This is a genomic window from Mycobacteriales bacterium (assembly GCA_035995165.1).
Taxonomy (GTDB): Bacteria; Actinomycetota; Actinomycetes; order Mycobacteriales; family CADCTP01; genus CADCTP01.
Map to the genome: position 1 here is coordinate 1 of DASYKU010000137.1, position 25,975 is coordinate 25,975.

Consider the following 25,975-nt stretch of genomic DNA (forward strand, 5'->3'; position numbering starts at 1 on the left):
CCGCCTGCCGCGAGGAGGCGACGTGGTGCTTGGTGGCCAGCCTCGAACACAGCTCGAAGAGGGTCTGGTCGTTCCGGTCCGTCAGCTCGTCGAGGATCGCCCGCCGGGTGGGATCCGCCAAGGCCTTGAAGACGTCCCCCATCGCCACGACCATAGGCAAGTCGTTACTTGCCTGTCAATCGCCGAGGACGGCGGAGCGGCACGGGACGAACGGCCTGGTTGGATGGTGTGCTGGCGGTCGACCCGTCGCGAACTCCGGCGACGCGCGCGGTCTCAGTGGTGTCGATCGTTGGTCGGATCGTCCGCATTGTCCCTCGCGATCCATAGCTGGTTGGTCTGGTTGACCTGATTCGGATCGCAGGGGATAGGCGGCCCGGTCGTCAATCGTCGAAGGTCGCGATCTGATGCCGGCTTTGATCCGGGGCGGCTATCCCGAGGCCGGAACCTGCAGGTTCCAGGTCGAGTTGCTGGTGTCGGTCGACGGTTCGGCCTGGCCGTGCAGCCCCGCGGTGGAGCCCTGGCCGTTGGGCTGGAAGATTTCGGCCGAGAGGACCGGTGTCTGGGTGACGTCGTTGTTGGTGCTGTTGAGGGTGAGCGAGTCGAAGTTCTCGATGACGCTGTGCTGGTAGTCCGGCGTCGCGCCCACGAAGGTGCGCTGGACGGCGGGCGAGTAGTACTGGTAGGCCGAGCTGGGCGTGAAGGTTCCGGTGCTGAGGTCGAAGATCGCGTTCTTGAGTCCGGGGCTTCCGACCAGCCACAGCTGGCTCGTGTCGCCGACCTGGCCGGGCGCGACGCAGGTGGAGGCCGTAACAGGCGCGTCGATGACAGGCGTGGCGGGCGGCACCACGGCTTGCGCCGTGAGGCACTCCGGGCCGCCGAACGCGTAGTTGATGATCCGGTAGACCGGGGTGGCCAGGCGGAGGGAGGCTTGCGGATTCGTCGACGGGTTGACCACGGCGGTGAACCCGATCCGCTGGAAGTGCCAGGTCGTGTCGGCGCTGAATATGGCGTTCAAGGTCATCACGTGACTGGTCGAACTGCCGGCATACCGCATCACCCCGAGGGCCTGCGGCCTCGTGACGTCGGCGTTGCCGGTCATGGCGATCTGGGTCGGCGTACCGACGGCGCCGTCGACCTGGGGCAGCACCTGGGTGGAGCTGCTGGGCTCCGTGGCCGGGACCGGGTAGGCGCCCAGCTGGGTGCTGGGGTTGTACATCGGCAAGGCGGCCGAGGCCGGCGAGGCCGGCAGGAGCGCACCGACGCCGACGGCGGCGGTGATCGAGATGGCGGCGGACGCGGCGAGCTTGCGGATCAGGGAGCTGCGGGTCGGGGAGGTGGTGTCGGAGGAACGTCGTTGCATGGTCGGACTCCTTCGGGGATGAGGGCGCGACGGGTTCGCACCGGTGCGGCGAAGCACGACGGCGCGGAGCGCGCCTGAGCTGATCTGGCGGGCTGGTGAGCTTGAAGACTGTCACCGGGCGCCTATGTCGTCTGTTCGCCGGCGAGCAGTTCATCTGTCCGATTGCCGATACTCGGGCCAGCGACGGCACGGAACCACACCCGCATCCGCTCACTGGGCAGACCTGTTCGTGCTGACGGTTGGTGTCGGTGTAACTGGTTCTGACACGCCGAGCTCGCTTGGCGGGAAGGACCAGCGGTGACCGAGACGATCTCGCCCCTGCCGGAGCAGATCGATACCCAGCAGCTCGTTCAGCAGCTTGTGGACAGGGCCCGCACTGAGGGCGTCGACAACACCTTCCGCTACGCCTCCCGGCGCGACTGGGATGCGCTCGGCAAGCAACTGCGGCCGATCTACACCGCACCGACCGCCGCGGCGGCAGTGGACCGGTTCGACGAGTTCGCCCAGGCCTGGGGCGGCCAGTATCCGGCGGTGGTGGGGCTCTGGCGCTCGGTCCGTGCGCCATCCGCTCAGCGTGCCCTGTCGTCACCGCATCACATCCGCAGATGCCGCGGAGCGCGGTCGTCCGCTCATTCCGCCGATCGGGCCAGATGACTCGCTGAGCTCAACCCTCCACGATGGTGATCGACGCCTCTGACTCAGGCCACTCGGTCGGACGGAAGCTCTGGTGTACGTGTTGGCGTCCTCGTCGACCAGGACCGCTACCTGCTGGATCGCACGAGCGAGTTCACGAGCAGGCACGACCTCGGCGTCCTTGCGGGACCGAGGGTCGGAAGGCGCGGCGTCGACGGTGGCGATCGTCATGACTGTTCCTGAGTTCGTAGGGTGCGGTGCGCGGTCAGCCAGAGCAGCCCGAGGCTCGCGACCGCCAGGACCCCGTACGCCAGGGGCGTTCCGATGCCGTCCCAGAGCGTGTGCAGGACGACGGCCGCGGCGAAGGACAGTCCGAACTGCAGGACCCGGCGGCGCTGCCAGCCGGACGCGGCCGCCGCGTAGAGCGCGCCGGCGGCGATGCCGGTCCAGGCCATGTGCCCGGCAGGGCTGAGCACGCCGCGCAGCGCCAGTGTGTCGACGGTGTCGGTGATGCTGCCGCCGCTGTGCAGCAGGGTGACGAAGGCGTAGCCCATCGTCTCGAGGGCGGCGAAGCCGGCGCCGCAGGCGACGCCGAGCAGCAGCCCGTCGGCGCGGGTGACGGTCCGGCCGGCCACGCGCAGGAACGGCAGCAGCGCGAGCGGGGCGATCAGCTTGCTGGCTTCCTCGATCACGCCGACGCCGAGCATCGGCAGCCCGCCGAGGTGGCGGATCGTGTCGTACTCCAGCAGCCCGGCGACGACCGTGCCGACCACGCCACCGAAGAAGGCGGTGCCGGCGACGAGCTCGAACGGCACCGAGTACGGCAGCCGGCGGCCGTCGACGAATGCCAGGAACGCGGCCGGGATCACGCTCGCGCCGAGCAGGATCGCGGCCGGCACGTAGTTCGGATTGCCGGTGCCGACCATGGTCCGTTCCACGGCCAGGAACAGCAGCGCGCCGACGGCGAGCACCACGAGCCAGGCGTGCCGGCGCAGGGGGCCGGGCCCGGCCGCGCGGTCGCGCGGCCGAACCGGGGCGGTGAGGGTCTGGGTCGTCGAACGCTCCTGTCCGTACGGGGCGCTCAGACGCCGGCGTGGTCGCGGTGGGCGCCGGTGCGGTTGCGGCGGCGGGAGGCGACGACGAAGCCGGTCGCGCCGGCGGCCCCGGCGGCCAGGACGGCGATGCCCGCGCCGACCCAGTGCGAGCCGGATCCGGACTGCTCGGCCGGAGCCGCGGAGCCGGCCGGGCTCGCCGCCGGGACCTGGGAGGCCGGGGCCGGGACGGCCGGGGCTCCCGGGGTGGCGTTCCCGCCGGCGCCGCCGCTCGCGGCCAGTACCCGGACCGACGTCGTCGCCGTGCCGTTGCTGCAGGTCAGCGTGACGGTGTAGCTGCCGGCGCGGACGTTGGCGAGCGTCGCGGTGCCGTCGAAGGCGTCCGGGTCGGTCTTCGAGAACCGCTCCGGGCCGGTGAAGGCGGGCGAGGTGACCGAGACGACGGTGGGCAGCGTGCCGGTGGCCGGCAGCGCGCAGGTGCCGGAGATCCCGACCACTCGACCCGGCGCGGCCGCGCCCGGCGAGACGAACACGGCGGCGGGCGAGCCGGCCGCGGACGGGCCGGCGGACGGCGTCGCGGCGGGTGCGGCGAGGGCGGTGCCGGCGATGCCGAGGGCGAGGACGGTGCCGGCGACGGTGCCGGCGAGGACGGTGGACGGGCGCATGACTGGGTTCTCCTGGCTCCGGTCGACCGCTCCGGGTCGACGCTGTCGGGTTGACGCTCCGACCGTGCCCCGGCCCGGTTGAAGCCCGGTTCAACGGGCGGTGCGGGCCGTTCAACCGGCGTGAGAGTGGAGCGGGTGATGGTTGGCGCCGAACGCGCCGACCGACGGCGCGCCTGTCCCGGGAGCTCAGTGTCATGTCCCCGTTCGACCTGCTGATCATCCTGGCCCTGGTCGGCTACGCGATCTACCGACAGACGCGCCGCAACAAGATCGAGCCCAGGAGCCGGTTCAAGCTCACGATCATCTACGCGGTCATCGGCATCGCCGTCGGTGGCTTCGCCGCTCCGACTTCCGCCGCGGCGGTCGCGCTGCTCGTCACCAGCCTGCTGCTCAGCCTGGTCGTCGGCGCCGTCCGGGCCCGCTACACCCAGGTGTGGCTGGAGGGCAGGTTGGCCTGGTCGCAAGGCACGGCGCTGACCGTGGGCCTGTTCCTCGGCCTGGTCGCGGTCAAGTTCATCCTCGGCGCGGTCGCGGACCTCACCCACGTGACCGGGACCGGCGGTCTCGGCGAGGTCATGGTCATGATCGCCGTCATGCTCGGCGTGCAGGCCGAGCTGGTCTGGCGCCGCGCCCGCCGGCTGCTCGCCGCCTCGTCCCCGTTCCCCGCCGCGGTCCGCGGCTGACTGCCAACAGGAAGAAGTGTCATGACCACCGCACAGATCGACCACTCACTGTCCTTTGTGGACCGGATCCTGGCCCGCGCCGCGACCGAGCCGGACACCGTGCTCGTCCGGGACCGTGATTCCTGCTGGACCGCCGCCCGGTTCGGCGGCCTGGTCGCCGCGCTGGCGGCCCGGTTCGACGCCCTCGGCATCGGCCGCGGCGACGTCGTCGCGCTGGCCGCGCCGGTGACCCCGGTGGCGCTCGCCGCCCGGTACGCCGCGGGCCTGCTCGGCTGCGCTACCGTCTGCTGCCCGTACGGGGAGGGCGCGGCGAAGCTCGCCGGCTTCCTCGCTGCCGTACGCCCGGACGTCCTGGTCGGCTTTCCCGGTACCGGGACGATCGTCGAGTCGGCGGTGGCCCGCGGGTCGGTGCCTACCGGCATCGTGCTCGACCGCGTCCACCCGGACGAGGTCGAGCCGGCCGTCCCGCCCGCGAGCCGGAGCCGCGCCGACGACCTGGCGCTGCTGGTGTCCTCCGGCGGCACGACCGGCGTCTCCAAGGCCAGCCGCCGCACCGTGGCCGGCTGGACCCGCACCGTCGACACCGGCATGGACCGGCACCGCCGGCAGCTGGTGTGCACGCCGCTGGCATACATCGCCCAGGTGCTGGTCGACCAGACCCTGCTCGGCGGCGGCACAGTGGTGCTGCGGGACCGGTTCGAGCCGGCCGAGGTGCTGCGCACGATCGAGACCGAGCGGATCACCCACCTGTGCCTGGTCGAGCCGTTGCTGGTGGAGCTCCTCGACTCCCCGGACCTGTCCGGGGCCGACCTGTCCAGCCTGGTGGCGATCAGCCACATCGGCGCGGACGCCGCCCCGAGCCTGCGCCGGCGGCTGCTGGAGCGGGCGGGGCCGGTGCTGGCCCACCCGTATGGGGCCAGCGAGGCCGGCATCGTCAGCATGCTGGCCGGCCCCGACTACGACCTCAGCCGGCCCGAGCTGCTGGGCACGGCCGGCCGGCCGCTGCCCGGGGTCACCGTCCGGCTCATTCGACCGGACGGGTCGCCCGCCCCGGCCGGGACCGAGGGCGCCGTGCTGGTCCGCTCCGGCGGCGTCGCCGACGGCTACCGGGGCGGGCGGGAGCGGACGCCGTTCCGCGACGGCTGGTACCGCACCGGCGATCTCGCGGTCCTCGACGAGTCCGGTTACCTGCACGTGCGCGGCCGGGCCAAGGACGCGCTGCACACCCCGGCCGGCACGGTCATGCCGGTCGACGTGCAGGACGTCCTCTGCGGCCGACCCGACGTCCGGTACGCGGTCGCCGTCTCGCTCGGCTCCCGGTTCGGCGTCGTGGTGTTGCCCGCGCCCGGCGCGACGGCGACGGCGGCCGAGCTGCGGGCGTACGCCGCCGGGCGGCTCGGTGTCGACGTGGTCGGCCCGGTCGTGCTGGCCGACCGCATCCCGGTCACCGACCAGGGCAAGCCCGACCGCGTCGCCCTCCGCTCGCTGCTCGATCGCTGAGTCGCGCGGCGATCGCCCGGCCCCGCAGAGGTTCTGCGGGGCCGGGCTTTCGCGTCTCTGAACCCGGTCCAGTTCGCGTTGACCCCGCGTTCGACCGCGGCGAGACCGCCGTCCGGAGGTTGATCCATGACGACGACCGCCGTCCGCGTCATCCCGCTGGGCGTCGTCGCGATCGCCGGGATCTTCTTCGTGCACGGCTCGCACTTCCACCCGTTCAACACCGGCGGCCAGTCCGGGCTGGACGCGGTCACCGCCGCGGCCACGCTGACCCTGTTCGCCTTCGTCGGCCTGGAGTCGGCGACCGTGGCGGCCGGGGCGCGCGACCCGCGGCGCACCATCCCGCGGGCGACGGTGATCGGCACGCTGCTCGCCGCGGCCGTCTTCATCTGGCTGTCGCTGCCGCCGGTATTCGTCCGGTCCTACCCGTGCACGTGGCTGGAGGTCCGGCCGTGCGTGACCGGCGCCGTGGTCACCCTGTGGCGGCGGCTGGTGCGGCGGCTGCCGTACACGGCCGGGCTCGTCCTGGACGGGCTCGGCTTCCTGCTCTCCTCGCGGCGCCGCGCCGGCTGCCGGTCTTCGCCGTGCCGGCCGGGGTGGCCGCAAGCATCGGCGTGACCACACACGCGAGCGCCCCTGCCCGCAGGGGCAGGGGCACTCGGGAAGGGCCGGATCAGGTGGGGCGGCGCGCCCCCGCGGCTGAACCGATCACCAGGGTCCCGATCGCGATGCCGATCAGCAGGTGGATGACGGCCTCCGCGACGGTGGCGCCGGTCAGGCCGTCGGCCAGCACCGGCACGAAGACAGCGGCGGCGGTGGCCAGGCCGACGATCCAGCCGAAGTACGCCAGCGGCTGAGGCGTCGAGGCCATCAGCAGCTGGATCAGGCCGGTGGCCAGCAGGGCGGCCAGCGCCGCGCCGACGCACAGCGCGATCGTGCTGTCGTCGCCGAACGCGCCGTCTCCGCGCGGCGCGTACGCCGCGACGTCGAAGAGCACCCGGACGACCAGCACGCCGACGAAGCCGGCCAGACCGGCGACCAGCGCGGTGGCCAGCCCTCCGGACCACAGCCGGGCAGCGTCCACTGTGGACCCGGCGGCCGCCCGGGGTCCGGGCATCGGCCGGTCGTCGTAGAAGGAGGTGGTCGGGTCGTCGTCGTAGTAGCGGTTCATGTCCGGTCCCTCGTCGAGTGCGGAGCCCGGGCGGTCTGTCCGGGCGCTCGGATCGAAGCATGCGGCGGCGCACTTCAACGCCGGTCAAACGGCGGTTGCACCGACGCTGGATCCCACCGGTATCGACGACCCGGAGAGTACGACCACGCGGCCCAGCTGTACCTGTCCACGCAGCAGGATGGTCGGGACGCTCGCGCATACGCCAGGTACGGGCGGCTCTGCGCCGGCAGGGCCACTATGTGCAGGCGCAGCTGGACGCCGCTCGACGCGGCGGTCGGCCGGCTGACCTCACCCGGGGTGGGCGCGGGCAGCGCGTCAGCCGGCGGGGAGATCGACGGCCTGGTCGGCCTCGCCGCCGACGCCGATCCGGTCCAAATCCCGCAGCGTCAGCCGTATGCCCGCGCGCTGCTCGAGCTGGAAGTCGGGCCCTGGGAGCGCCGAGCGGGCCTGCTCGTAGAGCTTCTGCGTGAGCTGCTCGGTGGGCCAGTGCATCCCGTAGCGCCGGGCATGAGCGCGGCCGGCCGCGTAGAGCCGGGCGGCGGCGTGGTTCGCACCGGCGAGGGCGAGCAGGTTGGCGCGGGCGTCCGCGACCACCGGCGAGAAGCGGATGCCGACCTCGTGGTGCTGCGCCAACGCGCGGTCGGACCACTGCAGGCCCAGGTCGATCTCGCCGAGCAAGGTCGCGGCCAGCGTGGCCTGACCGGCGGAGATCCGCGCGACGTAGCCGTTGCGGATGCTGAGCGCCCGCTCGTACACCGCCGTCGAGCCGGCCAGGACGGACTCCGGCTCGACGTACGGGTCGATCGCGAGGATCTCCGTCAGGTCGGCGAGCAGATCGAGCACCTCGTCGCCCGTCGCCCGGGCGAGGGCGCGGACCTGTGCGGCCTGCTCGTCGAACGGGTCCGCGCTCGGCGCCATGACCGCGGAACTGCAGTACGTGGACAGTGACTCACCGACCAGCAGCGCCTGCTCCCGCGTGAGCTCGGCCGGGTCGGTGACCGCCCGGGCGAGCAGCGGTGCGGCCAGGTCCTGCCGGCCCGTCCGTGCCCGGTACGACGCCAGGGTGAGCACGGCGATGGTGGCCTCGAACGGTCCGACCAGGTCGGAGTGCGCCACGGCGTGCTCCAGCCAGCGGCCGCCCTCCAGCGACATGCTGCGCGAATACCAGAAGTGGTTGAGGCGGGACGCGATCCGCACGCCCAGCTCGCTCGGGGTTTCCGCCAGCGTGTGCTGCAGGGTGGACCGCAGCGCGGCCAGGTCGTCGTCGAGCCGGCCGAACCACTCGTTCTCGTCGGGGTGGCCGAGCCGCGGCCGTGCGCCGACGAGCGCGGCCACCCATTCGTCGCGGAGCCTCTCCCGCTCGTCCGCAGCGCCGTCGTCCGCCGCGGCCGCGTGCGCCCGTACCGTCTCGAGCTGGGCGAAGCGGGACGGCCGCCCGACCCGCGTCGGCCCCGGCCGCAGCAGCATCGAGCGGTGCAGCAGCCCACGCAGCGCGTCCCGGACGACGGCGCCGGGCACCTCCGGGGTGAGCGCGGCGGCGAGCTGCGCCGTGAACGGGCCCGGCACGACCGAGATCGCCCGGTGTACCGCCGCCTCGACCGATGGCAGCATCGCGTAGCTCCACTCGACCGCGTCGCGCACCGTGCCGTGGTGGTGGGCCCCACGTCTGTCCACACGCGACAGATCGCTGGGGTCGGCGGCGACGCGATCGGCGATCTCCGCGAGCGTGTACGCCTCGCCCTGCGCCGCGGCCAGCTCGATGGACAGCGGCAGCCCATCGACCGCGGCGCAGATCGCCGCGGCCCGGCGCAGGTCCTCGCCGTCGACCGACGCGTCGGGGTCCACGGTGGACAGTCGCTGGACGAAGAGCATCACCGCCGGCGAGTCCAGCAGCCGCATGACGTCGTCGGCGGAGACGGGTCCCTCGATCGGCAGGGGCAGCTGCAGCGGCCGCAGCGGCCAGACGGTCTCGCCGTCCACCCCGAGCGGCTCGCGGCTGGTGGCGGCGATAGTCAGCTCGGACCCGTCGACCAGCTGCGCATCCACCAGGTCGGCGACATCGCCCAGCACGCGCTCGCAGTTGTCCAGCACCAGCAGCATCCGCCGGCCCCGGACGAACGAGTGCAGGGCGGCCGCCGGGGTGCCGTCGTTCGCCACGCCGAGCGCTGAGCCGACGAGGTCGAAGACCTGGCCGGCATCCTTCGCGACCGTCAGGTCGACGAACCAGACCCCGTCGACGAACTCGGATGCGACCTCGTGTGCGGCCTCGACGGTCAGGCGGGTCTTGCCGACTCCGGGCGGCCCGACGACCGTCACCAGACGATCCTGCCGCAGCCGGCCGACCAGCGTCTCGAGCTCGGTGTCCCGGCCGACCAGCGAGGATCTGCGGCCCGGCAGGTGGACCTCGGGCCGCTGCGGGGCGGGCCGCCGCTCGCGCGCCGCGGCGGACGCCGCCGGCCGGATCCCGCCGAGGGACGGGTCACCGGCGAGGATCCTGGCCTGCAGGTCGCGCAGCTCCGCACCGGGCTCGATCCCGAGCTCCTCGAGCAGGAGCCGGCGCGCCGAGCTGAAGGCCTGCAGCGCGTCGGCGGTCCGGCCGGCCCGGTATGCCGCGTTCATCCGCTGCGCCCACAACCGCTCCCGCAGCGGGTGCTCGGCCAGCGCGTCCTCGACGGCGAGCAGCGCCCGCTCCGGCTCTCCGACCGCGAGCAGGCTGTCGATGCGGCACTCCACGAGCTGGCCGCGCACTTCCTCGAGACGGCCGACCGCGGCCTGCGCCCAGCCCTCGTCGGCCAGCGGGGTGAACGGCCGCCCGCGCCAGAGCGCGAGCGCCTCCTCGCACCGCTGCAGGGCGCGGTCGGCCTCGTCGCGGGCGAGGAGGTGCTGCGCGTCGGCGGCCAGGTTGGAGAACTGCATCGAGTCGACCTGGTCGGTGGTGACCAGCAGCCGGTAGCCGGAGGAGTCGTGCACGACGGTGGTGAACGGCTGTCCCCGCCGGCGGTCCGGCTCCAACGCCTGCCGCAGCCGCCACATGTGGGACTTGAGCGTCTCCTCGTGCCGGTCGTGCGCCCGGTCGCCCCATAGCGCGGACACCAGCGCGTCGACGCTCACGCGCTGGTTGGCGTGGATGAGGAGCACGGACAGCGCCGCCTGTAGCAGCCGGCCGGACACCGGCAGCCCGAGTCCGCCACGGTCGACCGTGACGGTGCCGAGATCGCGGAAGCGCAGCGGTCCATCTTCCTCGTCGCGGTCGGCAGCCTGCGCCATCCACGACCTCCGGACCTGCCGCTCGACTAGCCTCCAACAGTGGCATAACTGCGCTGGGGCGTCATGTAGTTCCGTAAATCTCTCGATCTCCGGGACGCCGCCGCGTGCCCGATGCCGGCAGGGATCCGCTGTTCGCCCGGCCGCCCGCTCAGCCGGGTGACCCGCTGAGAAGCGTCGGCTCTGACGGCCGGCTCGTGACGGGAGCCGGAAGCTGCCGTCCGAGACAGTGGAGGTGGCTGCCGCGATAGGGGAGCCGCAGGTAGACGGCCTGGTCGGCGTTGTCTGGCGCTCTCCTGAAGTCATGCCACGCCACTCAGCGGAGTCGTGCCGGCGTGCCGCACGTGGTGCGAGCCGTCGCTGCACGGCACGACCTGGCGCGGTTACTGGACGGCGTCCCCGAGGGCGTATCGAGAGGCTCCCTACCGGAAGAAGCGTCACTACCTCCAGCAGACCGTCTCGGCCGGCCCAAGGGGCGCGTCCAGCCGGCCGGTCGGGTCGTCAAGGGTGAGAACTGGGACGTCGTCGGTACGGCCGAGCGCTGATCAATGCTGCCGGGGGGCCGTACCTGCTCCTGCCGCGACGCCGAGGCGGGCGGCCGCAAGTCCGGCGACGGCAGCGCTGAGGCAACGGCTGCCTGCCGGCCATCACGACCAGCTCGGTGACGAGCGAGTACGGCCTGCGGCCGCAGGAGCGCACGCGGTCTCGACCGGGCCCTTTGGCACTGCCCGTCGGCGTGCCGCCCGTGGAGGCTCCGACAGGGAGACAACAGCGGGCTCGGCGGGCGTGCCCGACGAAGGACCAGGTGCGCGCCCTCCCGCCGGTCGACGTCTACCGGCTCGCCGGTCCCCCACCGGGCCTACCACCCCACCCTTCGTACCCTCAGGAGATGCCATGACTCACCCGGCCGGAACGGACCACGACCTCGGCGGCGTCCACATGCGGGCCGCCGTCGTCACCGCCTTCAACGAGCCCCTGGAGTTGCAGGACGTGCCCGTTCCCGAGCCGGGTCCGGGCGAGGTCCTGGTCCGGATCGAGTTCAGCGGCCTGTGCGGGACCGACATCCACGCGGCACGCGGCGACTGGCCGGTCCAGCCGACCCCGCCGTTCATCCCCGGGCACGAGGGGATCGGGCACATCGAGAAGCTCGGTGCGGGGGTCACCGACCGCAGTCCGGGTGACCGGGTAGCGATCGCCTGGCTCGGCTCCGCCTGCGGGGCGTGCCGGTACTGCGTCGATGGCCGGGAGACGCTGTGCGAGAGGCAGGAGAATTCCGGCTATTCCGTCAACGGCACGTTCGCCGATTACGCAGTCGTACCGTCGGCGTTCGCAACCCTCGTGCCCGCAGGCGTGTCGTCCCGCGATGCGGCCCCGCTGACCTGTGCCGGGGTGACGACGTTCAAAGCGGTCAAGGTCGCCGGGGTGTCGCCGGGCGAGACGGTCGCGATCTTCGGCATCGGAGGCCTGGGACACCTCGCGCTGCAGTACGCGCGCATCGCCGGCGGCTTCGTGACCTGTGTGGACATCGAGGACTCGAAGCTGGCCATGGCCACCGAGCTCGGCGCCGATCACGTCATCAACGCCCGCTCGATCGACCCGGTGGCCGCCATTCAGGCTCGCGGCGGCGCGGACGTCGCGATCGCGCTGGCGTCCTCGCCGGCATCCTTCGACCAGGCGTTCCGGTCGCTGCGGCGTGGTGGCCGACTGGTGTGCGTGGCGCTTCCCGCCGACAACGGGGTCCTGACGCTCCCGATCTTCGACACCGTCATCGGCGGCAAGTCGGTCCTCGGCTCGATCGTCGGGACCCGCAACGACCTCGCCGACGTGTTCGCGCTGCACGCGGCGGGGCGTACCCGGGTCGTCATCGCCGACCGCAAGATCGACGAGGTCAACCGGTCGATCGCGGACGTCTCGTCGGGCCGCGTCACCGCCCGCATCGTGTTCCAGCTCTGACTGCGCCGCCGGCCACGCGGTCCGGTGGTACGACGACGAGGGGGGCCACCCGGCCCGTCTCGTCGGCCCCACCCCGGACGGCAGCGACGCCGCGGCTCTTCCACCCCGCTCAGCACGGCTGGCCGGTCGGTGCCGGCTGCGATCGACCGGATGCCGGACCCGGCCTGTCCGGACCTGCTCGCCCGGATCCGCCCGGTCGGACCTCAGTCCATCGACGAGTCCGCAGTGGAGCGGGCCGGGGCGGCCGAGTGCCGGCACACCGAGCTCGCCCCGGTACGCCGACGTGCCGGTCCGTGACTTCGAGGCCGGCGTCCCGGGCACCCAGCGGATCGCCGCGGCGGTCGACGAGGGACCGCTGTACGTCGTGGTGTTCGCCGCCGACGACGACCGGATGGCCCGACTGCGGGCGGTGAGCGGGCTCCGGAACTGCCGCAGCAGCACCGTCAGCCAGGACGGCCCGGCCGCCACCGTCGGCTGTCCTTCGGGCTGTCCCTCACGCCGGCCCGGCCGGTGACCGCCTCACCCGGGCACGGCGACCTCGGCCGGATGACCCTCGACCACGTGGGAATGGACGTCGACGGGCTGACCCGGTTGCACGTTCATCGGTGGCTCCAGAACGACCCGGGCCTTTCGGCACTGCCGGCCGGTGGGGCATCCGAGCAGGCTGGAGCTGCGAGAGAAGTCCGGGCGGCAGCGGCGTCGGCACCATCAGCCCCGGCCGGGCCAGGTCCAGCCGCTGATGGCCGGGTCGTCCTCGCCGTGCTGGCGGGTGTAGGCGCGGGCGGCGAGGCGGTCGTCGGCCATGCGTTGCCGGAGGTTCGCGGCGCGACTGCCCAGGGCGGGGACGCGGTCGATGACGTCCATGACGAGGTGGAAGCGGTCGAGGTCGTTGAGCATGACCATGTCGAACGGGGTGGTGGTGGTGCCTTCCTCCTTGTAGCCGCGGACGTGCAGGTTGGCGTGGTTGGTGCGGCGGTAGGTGAGCCGGTGGATGAGCGCCGGGTAGCCGTGGAACGCGAAGATCACCGGCTTGTCCGGGGTGAACAGCGCGTCGAAGTCGCGGTCGGGCAGGCCGTGCGGGTGTTCGGTGTCCGGTTCCAGCCGCATCAGGTCCACGACGTTGATGACCCGGACCTTCAGTTCGGGCAGGTGGGTGCGCAGCAGGTCGGCGGCGGCGAGGGTCTCCAGGGTGGGGATGTCGCCGGCGCAGGCGAGGACGACGTCGGGCTCGTCGTCATCGGTGCCGGCCCACGGCCAGATGCCCAGGCCGCGGGTGCAGTGCGCGACGGCCTGGTCCATGGTCAGGTAGCTCAAGGCGGGTTGCTTCCCGGCGATGATGACGTTGACGTAGTTGCGGCTGCGGAGGCAGTGGTCGGCCACCGAGAGCAGGGTGTTGGTGTCCGGCGGGAGGTAGACACGGACGATCTCGGCCTTCTTGTTGACCACGTGGTCGATGAAGCCCGGGTCCTGGTGGGAGAAACCGTTGTTGTCCTGCCGCCAGACGTGCGAGGAGAGAAGGTAGTTCAGCGACGCGATCGGCGCCCGCCAGGGGATCGCGCGAGTCACCTTCAGCCACTTGGCGTGCTGGTTGAACATCGAGTCGACGATGTGGACGAACGCTTCGTAGCAGTTGAAGAGGCCGTGCCGGCCGGTCAGCAGGTAGCCCTCGAGCCAGCCCTGGCACAGGTGCTCGGAGAGCACCTCCATCACGCGGCCGTCGGGGGCGAGGTGGTCGTCGCCGGGGATCGTGGTGGCGTCCCAGGCCCGGTCGGTCGTCTGGAACACGGCGGACAGCCGGTTGGACGCGGTCTCGTCCGGCCCCATGATGCGGAACCGGTCGGAGTTGCGGGCAACTATGTCCCGTAGGAACTCACCCAGGACGCCGGTGGCGGAGCTGGATCCGGTGGCCGGGCGATCGACCGCGACCGCGTAGTCCCGGAAGTCCGGCATGACGAGATCGCGTAACAACCGACCGCCGTTGGAGTGCGGGTTCGCGCTCATCCGCCGGTCGCCGGTGGGGGCGAGTGCCTGCAGCTCCGGGACCAGCCGTCCGGTGGCGTCGAAGAGCTCCTCCGGCCGGTAGCTGCGCATCCACTCCTCGAGCTGCGCGCGATGGCCGGCGTTGGTACGGGTCTCGGCCAGCGGGACCTGATGCGCGCGCCAGGTGCCCTCGACCGGGAGACCGTCGACCTCCTTCGGACCGGTCCAGCCCTTCGGGGTCCGCAGCACGATCATCGGCCAGGCCGCCCGGGTCGGGGCGACGACGCCGGTGCGAGCCTCGCGCTGGACGGCTGCGATGTCGTCGAGCACGACGTCGAGCGTGGCGGCGAGTTGCCGGTGGACATCGGCGGGATCGTCGCCGGTGACGAAGTGCGGCGTGTAGCCGCAGCCCCGCATCAGCTCGGCCAGCTCCTCCTCCGGGATGCGCGCCAGCACCGTCGGGTTGGCGATCTTGTAGCCGTTGAGATGCAGGACCGGAAGGACCGCGCCGTCGGTGGCCGGGTTGAGAAACTTGTTCGAGTGCCAGCTGGCGGCCAGCGGGCCGGTCTCGGCCTCCCCGTCGCCGACCACGCACAGCACCAGCAGGTCCGGGTTGTCGAAGGCGGCGCCGTAGGCGTGCACCAGGGCGTACCCGAGCTCGCCGCCCTCGTGGATCGACCCGGGGGTCTCGGGCGCGACGTGGCTCGGAATGCCGCCAGGGAAGGAGAACTGGCGGAACAGGGCCCGCATCCCGTCCTCGTCCCGGCCGATCGCGGAGTAGACCTCGCTGTACGTCCCGTCCAGATAGGCGTTCGCCACCAGGCCCGGTCCGCCATGACCGGGGCCGGTCACGTACAGCGTGTCGAGGTCCCGTTCCTTGATGACCCGGTTCATGTGCGCGTACAGCAGGTTCAGTCCCGGGGTGGTACCCCAGTGCCCGAGCAGCCGGGGCTTGACGTGCTCGGCCTGAAGCGGTTCGCGCAGCAGCGGATTGTCGAGCAGGTAGATCTGTCCGACGGACAGGTAGTTCGCGGCCCGCCAGTACCGGTCGATCAGCTCGAGGTCCTCGCGGGCGTAGGTCCGGGCCGGCTCCAGGACTGTCATCGGGTTCCCCTCGTCACGCGCTGCTGAAGTGGGCCGCACGGCGACGCAGGAAGCGAGGACCGTTGTGCCGCCGCGGCGTCGGTGCGGTCGCGGCGGCGCGGTAGAAGATCCGTTTCCCGACCTCGATCAGGCCGAGGTACCCGACGGCCAGGGCAGCCAGCGCGGCGAAGAACCCGGCCGGCAGCGGCTGGAAGCCGAGGGTGTGCGCCAGTGGGGTCGATGGCAGCAGCCCGCCGAGGATCGCGACACCGAAGGCGGCGAGGGCGAGCGGCAGGCTGGGGTGGCTGCGGAAGAAGGGGATTCTGCGGGTCCGGATCGCGAAGATGACCAGGGTCTGGGTGGCCAGCGACTCCACGAACCAGCCGGACCGGAACTGCGCCGGCCCGGAGTGGAAGACCCAGAGCATGACCGCGAAGGTGGCGAAGTCGAACACCGAGCTCAGTGGCCCGAAGAAGATCATGAACCGGCGGATGAACGCGATGTCCCAGTGCGAGGGACGGCGCAGCTGCTCCGGGTCCACGTGGTCGGTCGGGATGGCGAGCTGGCTGACGTCGTAGAGCAGGTTGTTGAGCAGGATCTGGGACGGCAGCATCGGCAGGAAGGACAGGAACAACGACGCGCCGGCAGCGGAGAACATGTTGCCGAAGTTGCTGGACGTTCCCATCAGGACGTACTTGATGGTGTTGGCGAAGATCCGCCGGCCCTCGACGACGCCGTCGGCCAGCACGTCGAGGTCCTTCTCCAGCAGGATCACGTCCGCGGCGTCCTTGGCGACGTCCGTGGCCGAGTCCACCGAGATGCCGACGTCCGCGGCGTGCAGCGCGAGCGCGTCGTTCACCCCGTCGCCGAGGAACGCCACCCCGCCGCCGCCGAGCCGCTGGACCCGGACGAGCCGGGCCTTCTGCTCGGGACTGACCCGGGCGAACACCGTGGTGCCGGGGATCAGGGCGGCGAGACCGTCGTCGTCGAGAGCGTCGAGGTCTGTGCCGGTCACGGCGCTCCCGTCGCCCCGGCCGAGATCGCGGCAGACCTTGCCGGCGACCGCCGGGTTGTCCCCGGTGACGACCTTCACCGCGATGCCCAGGCCGTCCAGCCGTTGCAGCGCGGCGGCCGCGTCGGGCTTGGGTGGGTCGAGGAACACCAGCAGGCCGATCAACTCCAGCCCGGCTTCGTCGGCGGCGGTCGGCGTCTCCGGTCCGGGTGCTGGGCGGGTCGCCACCGCGACCACCCGGTTGCCGGCGGCGAACTCGCCGGCCAGGGCCGTCCGGAGCGCCGGTGGCACGTCGACGCACCGGTCCAGGACGGTCTCCGGTGCTCCCTTGGTGACGAGGATCGGCCGGCCGTCCGGGTCACGGACGACGACCGAGATCATGCGGCGCTCGTGGTCGAACGGGAGCACCCCGAGCCGGCCGTACCCGGCCAGCGTGGCCCGCTCCGCCATGGCGGCGGGGGACTCCCACAGCGCCTGGTCGAGCGGGTTCCCGCCGGCGGCCTGCCCGTCGACTGTCGCGTTGTCCGTACAGAGCAGGCCCCACCGCAGTACGGCGGCGGCCTCGTGGTCGCCGCTGGGTACGGCCCGGACGTAGTCGATGCTGCCCCGGGTCAGCGTTCCGGTCTTGTCGGTGAACAGCACCTCGACGTCGCCGAGATCCTCGATGCACACCAGGCGCTTGACCAGTACCTTGCGGCGCGCCATCCGCCGCGACCCCGCGGCCAGGCTGGTCGAGACGACCGCGGGCAGCAGCTGCGGGGTGATGCCGACCGCGATCGCGAGGGAGAACAGCAACGCGTCGATGATCGGCCGGTGCAGCACGACGTTGACCGCGAAGATCGACGTGGTCAGGCCGGCGGCGACGTACACCAGCAGCATCGAGAACTTGCGCAGCCCGATCTGGAACTCGGTGTCGAGCTGGTGCGAGCCGAGCCCGGCCGCGATCGCGCCGAACTCCGAGCCGGCCCCGATCGACACGACGATCCCGCGGGCACTTCCCGCGTGCACCACCGTGCCCATCAGCGCGCAGCCGGTCAACTCGGCCAGTGCCGTCCCCGCGTCGACGGGGTCGGTGTCCTTGTCGACGGGAAGCGACTCCCCGGTCAGGACCGACTCGTCGCACTCCAGACCGGTGACCTCCGTCAGCCGCAGATCCGCCGGCACGATGTCACCGAGCCGCAGCTCGACCAGATCACCGGGTACGAGTGTGGTGACGTCCACAGAGGACGGTCGCCCGTCCCGGATCACCACCGTCCGGTGGCTGATCTGGGAGTGCAGCGCCTCGGCCGCCTTCTCGGCCCGGTACTCGTTGACGAATCCCAGTCCGACCGACAGACCGACGATGACACCGATGATGACGGCGGAGCCGCGCTCGCCGACGAAGTAGGAGGCGACCGCCGCCGCCAGCAGCAACCCGAGCAGCGGCGACCGCAGCTGGTGCCACAGCACCGGCAGCAGCCGGGCCTGATGCGAGGACACCGCGTTCGGACCGTACCGGGCCTGCCGCCGCGTAACCTCCGCGCCGGCCAATCCCGATCCCGCGGGCACGTCGAGCTGTGCCAGCAGATCCGTCACCGGCACGGTCGCGGCCGACATGATCCCGGTTCGCGTCCCGGTCTTGGTCGGCACTGCGACGGCGGTCATCGACAGTTGTCCCGGCCGAGGCGATGGACCAGCTGGCGGCGCCACCGGTGCGCGGCGGCGCGCGAGGACGGACTCACGCTCAGGTCAGCCCGGAGGCAGCGCGGGCTTCGGCCAGCGTCTTCCAGCCGGTGCCGGCCAGCACCCAGCCGTCGTGGCCGGCGAGTCGGTTGGCCGGGTCGTTGATCTTGACCTGCCAGCTGCCCGGGGTGGTCTCGCGGGCGAGGGCGGTCCGGCCACGGCAGGTGCCGCGATAGCTGCCAAGCGCCGTGGGGCCGGTCGAGGAGGTGGTGAGCGCGTCATCGGTGGGCAAGGGTGGCTCCGCACGGAGTTCACCGGGGTACCCGGCGGTGAGCGGTGGCGCTCAGGGAAGGCGGCGGGATGCGCGGCCTCCCGGACCCGGGTCGGCTGATGCTCAGCAATGATGACGGTACGCCAATTGCGGCGGCCGGGAACTGGCCGGTCCCCTCCGGCGCGGCATCGGACCTCGCGCGCTGCCCGCGTCCTCGCGTCACACCCGTCGCCGAAGGTCTACCGTTTGCGCGGAGGCGACGGGTGTGTCGCCCGGCGGATCGGAGAACCCGTGGACGACGACCTCGAGGCGAGCCTGGCCGGGTTGTCCGGGTTGTTGACCGGGCACCGGCCGTTGCAGGAGACGCTGGTCCGCATCGCGGAGTTCGCGGTCCGGGCGATCCCGGGGGCGGATGGTGCGGGACTGACGATGCTGGACGACGACCGGGCGCAGACCGTGGTGGCCAGCGCGGACTTCGTGCACGCGGTCGACGACGTGCAGTACGGCTTGGGCGAGGGCCCGTGCCTGCTGGCGGTCGAGTCCCGGGCCACGCAGACGTCCGGCTCGCTCGGCGGCGAGCCCCGCTGGCCCCGGTTCGGTCCGAGGGTCGGCCGGATGGGGGTGCACAGCGTGCTGTCGCTGCCGTTGCTGCTGCCGGACCGGGTGGTCGGCGCGATGAACGTGTACGCCCACACCAAGAACGCGTTCGGCCCGGAGGCGATCCGGATCGGAGAGCTGTTCGCCGAGCCGGCGGCGGTCTCGGTCCACAACGCTCAGATCCTGGCTCACTCCCAGCGGCTGGCCGAGCAGCTGGGTGCGGCGTTGACCAGCCGCGCGGTCATCGACCAGGCGATCGGCGTGATCATGAGCAGGACGGGCGCGACCCCCGACGAGGCGTTCGACCGGCTTCGGACGATGAGCCAGTCCCAGCACGTCAAGGTGTCCGTGGTGGCCCGGGTGCTGATGGAGGAGGCGGTCCGCCGGGCCCGCGCCCGGACGTCAGCAGCGGGACCCGACGCCGCCGCATCCTGACCGAGCGGCCGGACGTCCCTCGGCGGCACTCCTGCCGAAGGGCTACTGTCGGACGAGCGGATCGGCAGAAATCCGCAGCCCGCGCGACCGTACCGGGGCCGGACAGACGTTCGCCTCCCGTTCTGGACGCCGCCGAGCGGCCTTACTCCGGATCGGTACCGACGTCTCAGAGTGTCCGTGCTGAGAAGTCGGTACCGCCCGGATCCAGCGCAGTACGGGTTCGGCAGGAGAGCGCCCGTGTGGATCACCGCCGAGGTGGCCGAACAACTGCGGCTGCTGCATGCGGATCCCGACCATGGTGGCCACTTCCTGGAGGGCCTGGGCCGGCTCAGCCGGGACGTCGCGCTGGCGGTGCCGTCCAGTCTGGCCGTGACCATCCGCGCGGCCCGGCTGGAAGGCGAGGTCAGCGTCAGTGCGCTGGCCCAGCCGGCGGCGGTGCTCGCCTCGTTGGCCGTACGGCTGCCGGCCGGCGCGCCCGGTGACCTGCTGATCCTGCGCGCCGGGGCGGCGGGGGCGTACCTCCTGCTCGCCGACGGCCTCAACGGTCTGCTCGGGCCGGAGCACGCGCCGGCCGAGGTGGACAAGCACCTGAGCTGGCCGATCCTCAGCAGCGAGTCGCCCGCGGCGAGGCTGGCCGACCTCGGCTCGATCGACCAGGCGATCGGGGTCCTGGTCGATCGGGGCCTCCCGCCCGAGGAGGCTCGCCGGGAGCTGCAGCGGCGGGCCGAGACCGCGGACGACACCATCGCCGCCGTGAGCCGGGAACTGGTGGCGTCCCCGCGGCCGGACGCCGGGCCAGGTTGACAGGGAATGGCCGCAGCGCGCACGCTCGGCCGGCTGGGTAGCCAGCCAGTTCGGAACCGGGCCGCCGCGCAGGTCGCGCCCTGGGAGCAGGCTTGCTCGCCGCCGGACGCCACAGTGATCTCCCCTCGGGAGAACACGACATGCTCATCCTTGCCATCGGTATCCCTGTCGTCGCCGTGGCGCTGATCGTCCTGGCGCTGTCGTTGCGCATCGTCAAGCAGTACGAGTTGGGCGTGCTCTTCCGGCTCGGCCGCGTTCTCGGCGTGCGCCCGGCCGGCCTGACCTTCATCGTCCCGCTGGTCGACGTGCTGCACCGGGTCAGCCTGCGGATCGTCACGATGCCGATCCAGTCGCAGGGGATCATCACCCGCGACAACGTCAGCGTGGACGTGTCCGCGGTCGCTTACTACCGGGTCGTCGACGCGGTGAAATCGGTGGTCGCCATCGAGAACGTCGCCGCCGCCATCAACCAGATCGCACAGACCACCCTGCGCAAGGTGGTCGGCCAGCACACGTTGGACGAGACGCTGTCGGAGACCGACCGGATCAACGTCAGCATCCGCGAGATTCTCGACGTCCAGACGGCCGAATGGGGGGTGCTGGTGACCCTGGTCGAGCTCAAGGACATCCAGCTACCCGACAGCATGAAGCGGGCCATGGCCCGGCAGGCCGAAGCCGAGCGGGAGAAGCGCGCGAAGATCATCGCCGCCGAAGGGGAATCGCTGGCCGCCGACGCGCTCGGTGCCGCCTCCGACATCATGATGGCCCACCCTCTCGCCCTGCAGCTGCGCAACCTGCAGAGCCTGGTCGAGATCGGCGTCGACAAGAACACCACCGTCGTCTTCCCCGCGCCGCTGATGAGCACCATCGGCGAACTCGGCGCCTTCCTCGCCCGGGAGACCGCCGCAGTCGCCGCGCACACCTCGCCGGCTGGCGACCCGGCCCCTGCCGGCGAACTGCCGCTGCTCAAGATCCAGGTTCCGACCGCGCCGTCCAACGGCGACGCAGTGGTCGCTCCGCGCTCCTGATGCGAGCACGGCACTCTCTGAACTGGAGAACATCATGAAGGCTCTCGTCCTCGGATTCGGCGACCTCGCCGGGATGCTGCTCGGGTCGGTCAGCCAGCACGGTGTCCAGCACGCGCCGTGCCCGGTCGTCGTCGTCCCCCAGTAGCCGAGACGGTCATGCGCGCAGTCCCTGGCTCCGGCCACCCCGCGCCCGCCCGGGAGCGGGGTGTCGCGGTGCGACCGTTCCCGGCCAACCGCCGGCTGGTCACCGCCGCGGTGCGGGCCGGCCGTCGGATCATGCCCATGCACGGATTGCTCGACGTCGACGTCACCACCGCCCGGCGCCTGCTGGCCGAGAGCGACCCACCGCTGTCGACGACCGCCTTCGTCATCGCGTCCCTGGGCCGGGCGGCCGCGGCCCATCCGGAGGTGCACGCGTACCGGGATTGGCGCGGCCGCCTGGTCGAGCACCGGCACGTCGACGTGCAGACGCTGGTCGAGGTGCCTACCGAGCACGGACCATTCGGGCTCGTGCATGTGGTCCGGGACGCCGACCTTCGCGGCGTGGCCGAGATCAGCGCCGAACTGCGAGCGGTCAAGGCCGGCTCCGCGGGCGGTCAGCTGCTGGACACCGTCGCGCCCGTCCTGGGCCTGATCCCCGGCCTGTACCGGGCGATGTACGCGGTGATGAGCCGCTCGCGCCGGGTCCGTCTCGCCACCGGCACGGTCCAGGTGACCGCGGTCGGCATGTTCGGCGGCGGCGGCGGCTTCGCGATCGCGCCGCCGACGCTGGCCTCCCTGGTCGTGGTCGTCGGCGGGCTGAGCCGGCGACCCCGGGCGGTCGATGACCGAGTCGAGATCCGCGACGTCCTCGACCTCACCGTCACCGTCGACCACAACGTCGTCGACGGCGCACCCGCGGCCCGGTTCGGTGCCGACCTGCGAGAGCTCTTGCAGACCGCTGCACTACTGCGCGATCCAGCCGGCCTCGGTTCAGCGACACACGATCAACGGGAGACCGCGACCTGACCGTCAACGTCGGGATCAACGGCTCGGCCGGGCGTACCTGCGTCACCTGCTCGCCGAGGAGAAGGTGCGGCACGACAGCTTCGGCATCGAGCACGGCGTCACGACCACCGTGCACGCGTACCCGAACGACCAGAGCGTCCTCGACGCGCCGCACAAGGACCCGCGCCGGGCCCGCTCCGCGGCGGTCAACATCATCCCCACCACGACCGGGCCGGCCCGCGCCGTCGCCATCGCGGTCTCGGCCTCGGGTATCCACCGGCCGCCCGCGGCGGCGACGAGGTCCTGGCGCGCCCGCACCCAGAGCGGCTCCGAGTCGACGATGACGCCGTCCCTGTCGAAACACCACGCAGCTGGGAGTGATCAGCCGCGAGCGTGCCACCAGAAGGCGGGCGACGGCTCCGGCAAGGGAGGTACTAGCACCATCGTCCGATTGGCGGAACCACCAAGGCTCGCCCAAGCTCACGTCAGGGGCCGTACATGCTGCGGAAACGGGATCCCGACCGGCGAGGAACCTAGGTGGTCAGGTGGAAACACTGAAGGTCCGGCGCCGGGTCGTCTTCGTCGACGACCACACGGCGTTCGTGGAGCTGCTGCAGTTCGCGTTCGGCGGGCTGGACGACCTGGAGTGCGTCGGCACGGCAAGCTCGCTGGTCGAGGCGGAGGCGGTCGTCGCCGACCGGACGCCGGACATCGCGATGGTCGACCTCATGCTGGGCGACGACGACGGGCTGGAGCTGGTCAGCCGGCTGCGCGCAGAACATGAGGACCTGGTGATCGTGGTGTCCTCGGCCCGGTCCGACGCGTCCACGATGGCCTCGGTCGCGGCGGCGGGCGGCAACGGCTTCGCGCCGAAGCGGGGTGCGTTCCCGGAGTTGCTCTCGATCCTGCGTTCCGCCCGGCCCGGGACGATGTCGATCGCCTCGTCGCTCGAGACGACGCCCACGCTGCCGATCACCGAGCGGCTGCCGGTCCGGCTGACCGATCGGGAGGCCGAGGTGCTCGCGCACATAGCCCGGGGCACGTCCGTGGCGGTGATCGCCGGCATCCTGAACGTCACCCTGAGCACCTGCCGCACCTACGTCCGGGGCGTGCACAGCAAGCTCGGCGTCCGGACCCAGCTCGAGGCGGTGCTCAAAGCCCGCGCGATCGGCCTGCTCGGGCCGGCCGACCAGCAGTGAGAGCCCCGGCGGCGGCCCGCCGTACGGGATGGCCGCGGCCGTCGACCTGGTCGACCCGGCGCCAGGCCACCACCGCGCTGATCCTGGTCGCCGCCGTCTCCTTCGCCCTCGTCGGCACCGTCGCGCTGGTCGTCGCGCACCGGGTGGCCCGCGACGCCGCGCTGTCGGAGGGGCTTCGTACCGCCGTCGGCACCGGGCGCGTCCTGCTGGCCCCCGTGATCCCCGCGGTGCTCGCCGGCGACCGGCGGGCGACCGCGGACCTGGAGGCCGACATCGCGCGACGGCGGGCCGAGGGGACGCTGATCCGGGTGAAGGTGTGGCGCCGGGACGGGACGGTGATCTGGTCGGACGACCCGACGGTCGTCGGCCGCCGGTTCGCGCTCGGTTCGCGGGAGCGGGCGGTGTTCGACGAGGGCCGCACCTTCGCCGAGATCTCCTCGCTGACCGATCCCGCCGACGCCGACGTCCGGACCGGCTACCGCGGCCTGGTCAAGGCGTACATCCCGCTTCGGCTGGAGGACGGCAGCGCGGCGGCACTGGAGATGTACTTCGCCGAGAACCGCGTCCGCGTGGCCGAGGAGGAGGAGCGGGTACGGCTGGTCGTGTTCTCGCTGGCCGGGCTGCTGGTGCTGGCCTTCGCGCAGCTGCCGGTCTCGATCTGGCTCATGCGCCGGATCAGCCGGGCCCAGCGCGACCGGGACCGGATGCGGGACACCGCCCTGGCCTCCTCGGAGCGGGAGCGCCGGCTGCTCGCCCGCAGCCTGCACGACGGGGTCGTCCAGGAGCTCGCCGGCGCCGCCTACGTCCTCGGCTCCCGGGAGCCGGCCGAGCCGCTGTCCGCCGACACGGCCCGGACGATGGACCTGGTCTCGACCACCCTGCACCAGGCCGTCGACGACCTGCGCGGGATGCTGGTCGAGCTGCACCCGGACGAGGTCACCAACGAGAACCTGGGCGACCTCGTCACCGCCGCCGCGACCCGGGCCTGCCGCCGGCAGCACGTCTCGGTGTCGGTCGCGCTCGAGGAGCCGCTGGCGCCCGAGATCCTCGCGTTCCTCTACCGGTCGGCGCGGGAGTGTGCGATCAACGTCGCCAAGCACGCCCGCGCGAAGACCGTCGACATCGCCCTCAGCAGCGGGACCACCGGCGTACGCCTGGTGGTCCGGGACGACGGCGTCGGCATCCCGCAGCCGCCGCCGCGCGCCGAGGGGCACCTCGGGCTGACCCTGCTGAGCACGACCGCGGCCCAGCTCGGCGGCGCCCTGGAGGCCCGCGGCACGGGCCGCGGCACGACGATCACCATCGACCTGCCGGTCCTGTCGGAGCACCCCGTGGGTTGATCGCCGGCCGCCCCGCCGAACCGCCGACCGCGCAGGTCAGGCGGCTATCCGTCGTCTAAACGACTTCTCATGGATCCCCCAAACTTTAGGGGGGTTGAGTCTCGTCACGAGGGGTCTGGCGGCTCGGTCCCGCTGGCCCGAGGGTGCAGAGGAACCTGTTGCCTCTGGAAGGGCTCACCCTGTGATGCGCCTACCCCAACGCTTCGCGCGCCCATCGTTGTTGCGCCGATCCTCGCGGCGGAAGGCCGTGGCGGTGGCCGGCGCGGCGGTGACCGTCCTGGCCAGCTTCCTGGTGATCCAGGGCTTCGCCACCGCGGACGTCGTGACCGCGCCGCCGAGCAAGCTGCTCGCCGTCGGCCCGACCAGCCCGGACAACGGGTTCCCGGTCTGGTACAAGGACTCCAACAACCTCAGCGTCGGGCTCTGCCTCGACGACACGAACCCGTTCTGCAACATCGCCGCGGCGGACGTCCCCGACGTCACCCAGCCGGTCTCGTTCCCGGACAACTTCCCGGACGAGACCTTCTACCAGCTGGCCGCCTCGACGATCACGCTTCCCGGCGGCGGCACCGCCGTGCTGAACGACAACCTCGAGGCCGCGTTCAACACCCCCGGCCCGGTTCCCGGCCAGCAGATCACCTTCGGCCGCGTCCGGATCCGGATGACGACCCCGAGCCTGGGGACCTACACGATCACCCACCCGTACGGCGTGGACACGTTCACCGTGACCGACACGGCGACGCGGAACATCAACTTCACCGAGGACGTCGGCGTCGGCGCCCTGGGCGACTTCAAGGGCGCGCTGGGTTCGCGGGTGAACCCGTTCCTGCGGTGGGACACCGGCCTGCTCAAGGGCCCGGACGGCGCCTCCTACCTCGGTGACGCGGTCACCGCGCACGCGATCACCGGCTCGGACCTGGGCACCAACTTCTTCAAGATCGACGGCCCGAACATCGGCGGTCCGGGGATCAACACGATCTCCACCAACCTGTTCACGGTGCAGGGCCGCGTGGCCACGAACGCCGGCGTCGCGCCGACCCAGGTCACGTACACCCGCAGCACCACCAGCGGCGGCTTCATCGACGCCTTCGCGACCTCGCAGGCGGACCAGGTCATCAACGTCTCCGGCAGCGGCATCAGCACCACCAAGCTGAAGGCCGACGTCACCGGGAACTACTTCGGTCGGGTCGCCTTCACCGGCGCCACCCCGCCGGCCTCGGTCCAGATCACGAACGCCTCGGACCGACCACCCACGACGGTGAACGTCACGCTGACCGACCAGGTCGTGGTGAGCAAGGC

The 25,975-nt window shown here is 72.2% G+C and carries 22 protein-coding genes and 2 pseudogenes; 15 read left to right on the plus strand and 9 right to left on the minus strand.

Annotation, left to right across the window (positions count from 1 at the left end):
- Positions 1-142 (minus strand): transcriptional regulator (locus VGP36_23075; GenBank protein HEV7657593.1); only part of this gene is annotated, 142 nt, incomplete at its 3' end.
- A 285-nt stretch (positions 143-427) separates the two neighbouring features.
- Positions 428-1,417 carry a hypothetical protein gene (locus tag VGP36_23080; GenBank protein ID HEV7657594.1) on the minus strand — a complete coding sequence of 330 codons (990 nt, stop codon included), beginning with the start codon at positions 1,415-1,417 and terminating at the stop codon, positions 428-430.
- 261 nt (positions 1,418-1,678) lie between these two features.
- Between VGP36_23080 and VGP36_23085 the strand changes: the two are divergent.
- Positions 1,679-1,906: pseudogene (locus VGP36_23085) on the plus strand (transposase).
- A 314-nt stretch (positions 1,907-2,220) separates the two neighbouring features.
- Here the strand turns inward: VGP36_23085 and VGP36_23090 are convergent.
- Together VGP36_23090 and VGP36_23095 are read right to left on the minus strand one after the other, a co-directional pair.
- On the minus strand, positions 2,221-2,967 hold the full coding sequence (locus VGP36_23090) for a PrsW family glutamic-type intramembrane protease (GenBank protein HEV7657595.1): 747 nt from the start codon (positions 2,965-2,967) through the stop codon (positions 2,221-2,223).
- A gap of 107 nt (positions 2,968-3,074) precedes the next feature.
- A complete protein-coding gene (locus VGP36_23095) occupies positions 3,075-3,710 on the minus strand; it encodes a hypothetical protein (GenBank protein HEV7657596.1) in 636 nt (211 codons plus the stop codon).
- A 194-nt stretch (positions 3,711-3,904) separates the two neighbouring features.
- Between VGP36_23095 and VGP36_23100 the strand changes: the two genes are divergently transcribed.
- From VGP36_23100 to VGP36_23110, 3 genes are all read left to right on the plus strand, one after another.
- Positions 3,905-4,393: a DUF1453 domain-containing protein gene (locus VGP36_23100; GenBank protein ID HEV7657597.1), complete on the plus strand. Its 489-nt coding sequence runs from the start codon at positions 3,905-3,907 to the stop codon at positions 4,391-4,393.
- Between the two features lie 21 nt (positions 4,394-4,414).
- Positions 4,415-5,893 (plus strand): long-chain fatty acid--CoA ligase, encoded by a 1,479-nt coding sequence (locus VGP36_23105; GenBank protein HEV7657598.1) that lies wholly within the window; start codon positions 4,415-4,417, stop codon positions 5,891-5,893.
- Between the two features lie 126 nt (positions 5,894-6,019).
- The gene (locus tag VGP36_23110) at positions 6,020-6,508 is read left to right on the plus strand and encodes an amino acid permease (protein ID HEV7657599.1); all 489 of its coding nucleotides are present in this window, start codon (positions 6,020-6,022) and stop codon (positions 6,506-6,508) included.
- 55 nt (positions 6,509-6,563) lie between these two features.
- On the opposite strand, the gene VGP36_23115 is transcribed toward VGP36_23110, so the two are convergent.
- Positions 6,564-7,061, minus strand: coding sequence for a DUF6069 family protein (locus VGP36_23115; protein HEV7657600.1), 498 nt, complete (start codon positions 7,059-7,061; stop codon positions 6,564-6,566).
- 315 nt (positions 7,062-7,376) lie between these two features.
- Positions 7,377-10,328, minus strand: coding sequence for a BTAD domain-containing putative transcriptional regulator (locus VGP36_23120; protein ID HEV7657601.1), 2,952 nt, complete (start codon positions 10,326-10,328; stop codon positions 7,377-7,379).
- 891 nt (positions 10,329-11,219) lie between these two features.
- On the opposite strand from VGP36_23120, the gene VGP36_23125 reads away from it, so the two are divergent.
- Positions 11,220-12,278 (plus strand): zinc-dependent alcohol dehydrogenase, encoded by a 1,059-nt coding sequence (locus tag VGP36_23125; protein ID HEV7657602.1) that lies wholly within the window; start codon positions 11,220-11,222, stop codon positions 12,276-12,278.
- Positions 12,279-12,561: 283 nt separating this feature from the next.
- Positions 12,562-12,792, plus strand: a complete 231-nt coding sequence (locus tag VGP36_23130) for a hypothetical protein (GenBank protein HEV7657603.1) — start codon at positions 12,562-12,564, stop codon at positions 12,790-12,792.
- A gap of 194 nt (positions 12,793-12,986) precedes the next feature.
- On the opposite strand, the gene VGP36_23135 is transcribed toward VGP36_23130, so the two are convergent.
- The 3 genes from VGP36_23135 to VGP36_23145 form a co-directional block, all read right to left on the minus strand.
- A complete protein-coding gene (locus tag VGP36_23135; protein HEV7657604.1) occupies positions 12,987-15,362 on the minus strand; it encodes a phosphoketolase family protein in 2,376 nt (791 codons plus the stop codon).
- A 13-nt stretch (positions 15,363-15,375) separates the two neighbouring features.
- Complete coding sequence (gene mgtA, locus VGP36_23140) at positions 15,376-17,997, minus strand: magnesium-translocating P-type ATPase (protein ID HEV7657605.1); 2,622 nt, start codon at positions 17,995-17,997, stop codon at positions 15,376-15,378.
- Positions 17,998-18,076: 79 nt separating this feature from the next.
- A complete protein-coding gene (locus VGP36_23145; protein HEV7657606.1) occupies positions 18,077-18,307 on the minus strand; it encodes a hypothetical protein in 231 nt (76 codons plus the stop codon).
- A gap of 270 nt (positions 18,308-18,577) precedes the next feature.
- Between VGP36_23145 and VGP36_23150 the strand changes: the two genes are divergently transcribed.
- The 9 genes and pseudogenes from VGP36_23150 to VGP36_23190 all read left to right on the plus strand — a co-directional run.
- Entirely contained in the window at positions 18,578-19,318 is a 741-nt protein-coding gene (locus VGP36_23150; GenBank protein HEV7657607.1) for a GAF and ANTAR domain-containing protein, read from the plus strand.
- Positions 19,319-19,555: 237 nt separating this feature from the next.
- A complete protein-coding gene (locus tag VGP36_23155) occupies positions 19,556-20,122 on the plus strand; it encodes an ANTAR domain-containing protein (GenBank protein HEV7657608.1) in 567 nt (188 codons plus the stop codon).
- A gap of 140 nt (positions 20,123-20,262) precedes the next feature.
- Complete coding sequence (locus tag VGP36_23160; protein HEV7657609.1) at positions 20,263-21,150, plus strand: SPFH domain-containing protein; 888 nt, start codon at positions 20,263-20,265, stop codon at positions 21,148-21,150.
- A 34-nt stretch (positions 21,151-21,184) separates the two neighbouring features.
- Positions 21,185-21,295: a universal stress protein gene (locus tag VGP36_23165; protein HEV7657610.1), complete on the plus strand. Its 111-nt coding sequence runs from the start codon at positions 21,185-21,187 to the stop codon at positions 21,293-21,295.
- 68 nt (positions 21,296-21,363) lie between these two features.
- The gene (locus VGP36_23170; protein HEV7657611.1) at positions 21,364-22,158 is read left to right on the plus strand and encodes a 2-oxo acid dehydrogenase subunit E2; all 795 of its coding nucleotides are present in this window, start codon (positions 21,364-21,366) and stop codon (positions 22,156-22,158) included.
- A gap of 38 nt (positions 22,159-22,196) precedes the next feature.
- Positions 22,197-22,396: pseudogene (locus VGP36_23175) on the plus strand (type I glyceraldehyde-3-phosphate dehydrogenase).
- 286 nt (positions 22,397-22,682) lie between these two features.
- Complete coding sequence (locus VGP36_23180; protein ID HEV7657612.1) at positions 22,683-23,336, plus strand: response regulator transcription factor; 654 nt, start codon at positions 22,683-22,685, stop codon at positions 23,334-23,336.
- Positions 23,333-24,676, plus strand: coding sequence for an ATP-binding protein (locus VGP36_23185; protein ID HEV7657613.1), 1,344 nt, complete (start codon positions 23,333-23,335; stop codon positions 24,674-24,676). Before VGP36_23180 ends, VGP36_23185 begins: the two co-directional genes overlap by 4 nt.
- Before the next feature lie 253 nt (positions 24,677-24,929).
- The coding region (locus tag VGP36_23190) for a hypothetical protein (protein ID HEV7657614.1) at positions 24,930-25,975 on the plus strand (1,046 nt) is incomplete at its 3' end.

What these genes read in the sequence shown, in the direction of transcription:
- VGP36_23135 (HEV7657604.1), bottom strand. Translation starts at nt 15,362, where the DNA reads ATGACAGTCCTGGAGCCGGCCCGGACCTACGCCCGCGAGGACCTCGAG.
- VGP36_23165 (HEV7657610.1), top strand. Translation starts at nt 21,185, where the DNA reads ATGAAGGCTCTCGTCCTCGGATTCGGCGACCTCGCCGGGATGCTGCTC.
- VGP36_23095 (HEV7657596.1), bottom strand. Translation starts at nt 3,710, where the DNA reads ATGCGCCCGTCCACCGTCCTCGCCGGCACCGTCGCCGGCACCGTCCTC.
- mgtA (HEV7657605.1), bottom strand. Translation starts at nt 17,997, where the DNA reads ATGACCGCCGTCGCAGTGCCGACCAAGACCGGGACGCGAACCGGGATC.
- VGP36_23115 (HEV7657600.1), bottom strand. Translation starts at nt 7,061, where the DNA reads ATGAACCGCTACTACGACGACGACCCGACCACCTCCTTCTACGACGAC.
- VGP36_23100 (HEV7657597.1), top strand. Translation starts at nt 3,905, where the DNA reads ATGTCCCCGTTCGACCTGCTGATCATCCTGGCCCTGGTCGGCTACGCG.
- VGP36_23125 (HEV7657602.1), top strand. Translation starts at nt 11,220, where the DNA reads ATGACTCACCCGGCCGGAACGGACCACGACCTCGGCGGCGTCCACATG.
- VGP36_23105 (HEV7657598.1), top strand. Translation starts at nt 4,415, where the DNA reads ATGACCACCGCACAGATCGACCACTCACTGTCCTTTGTGGACCGGATC.
- VGP36_23120 (HEV7657601.1), bottom strand. Translation starts at nt 10,328, where the DNA reads ATGGCGCAGGCTGCCGACCGCGACGAGGAAGATGGACCGCTGCGCTTC.
- VGP36_23160 (HEV7657609.1), top strand. Translation starts at nt 20,263, where the DNA reads ATGCTCATCCTTGCCATCGGTATCCCTGTCGTCGCCGTGGCGCTGATC.
- VGP36_23110 (HEV7657599.1), top strand. Translation starts at nt 6,020, where the DNA reads ATGACGACGACCGCCGTCCGCGTCATCCCGCTGGGCGTCGTCGCGATC.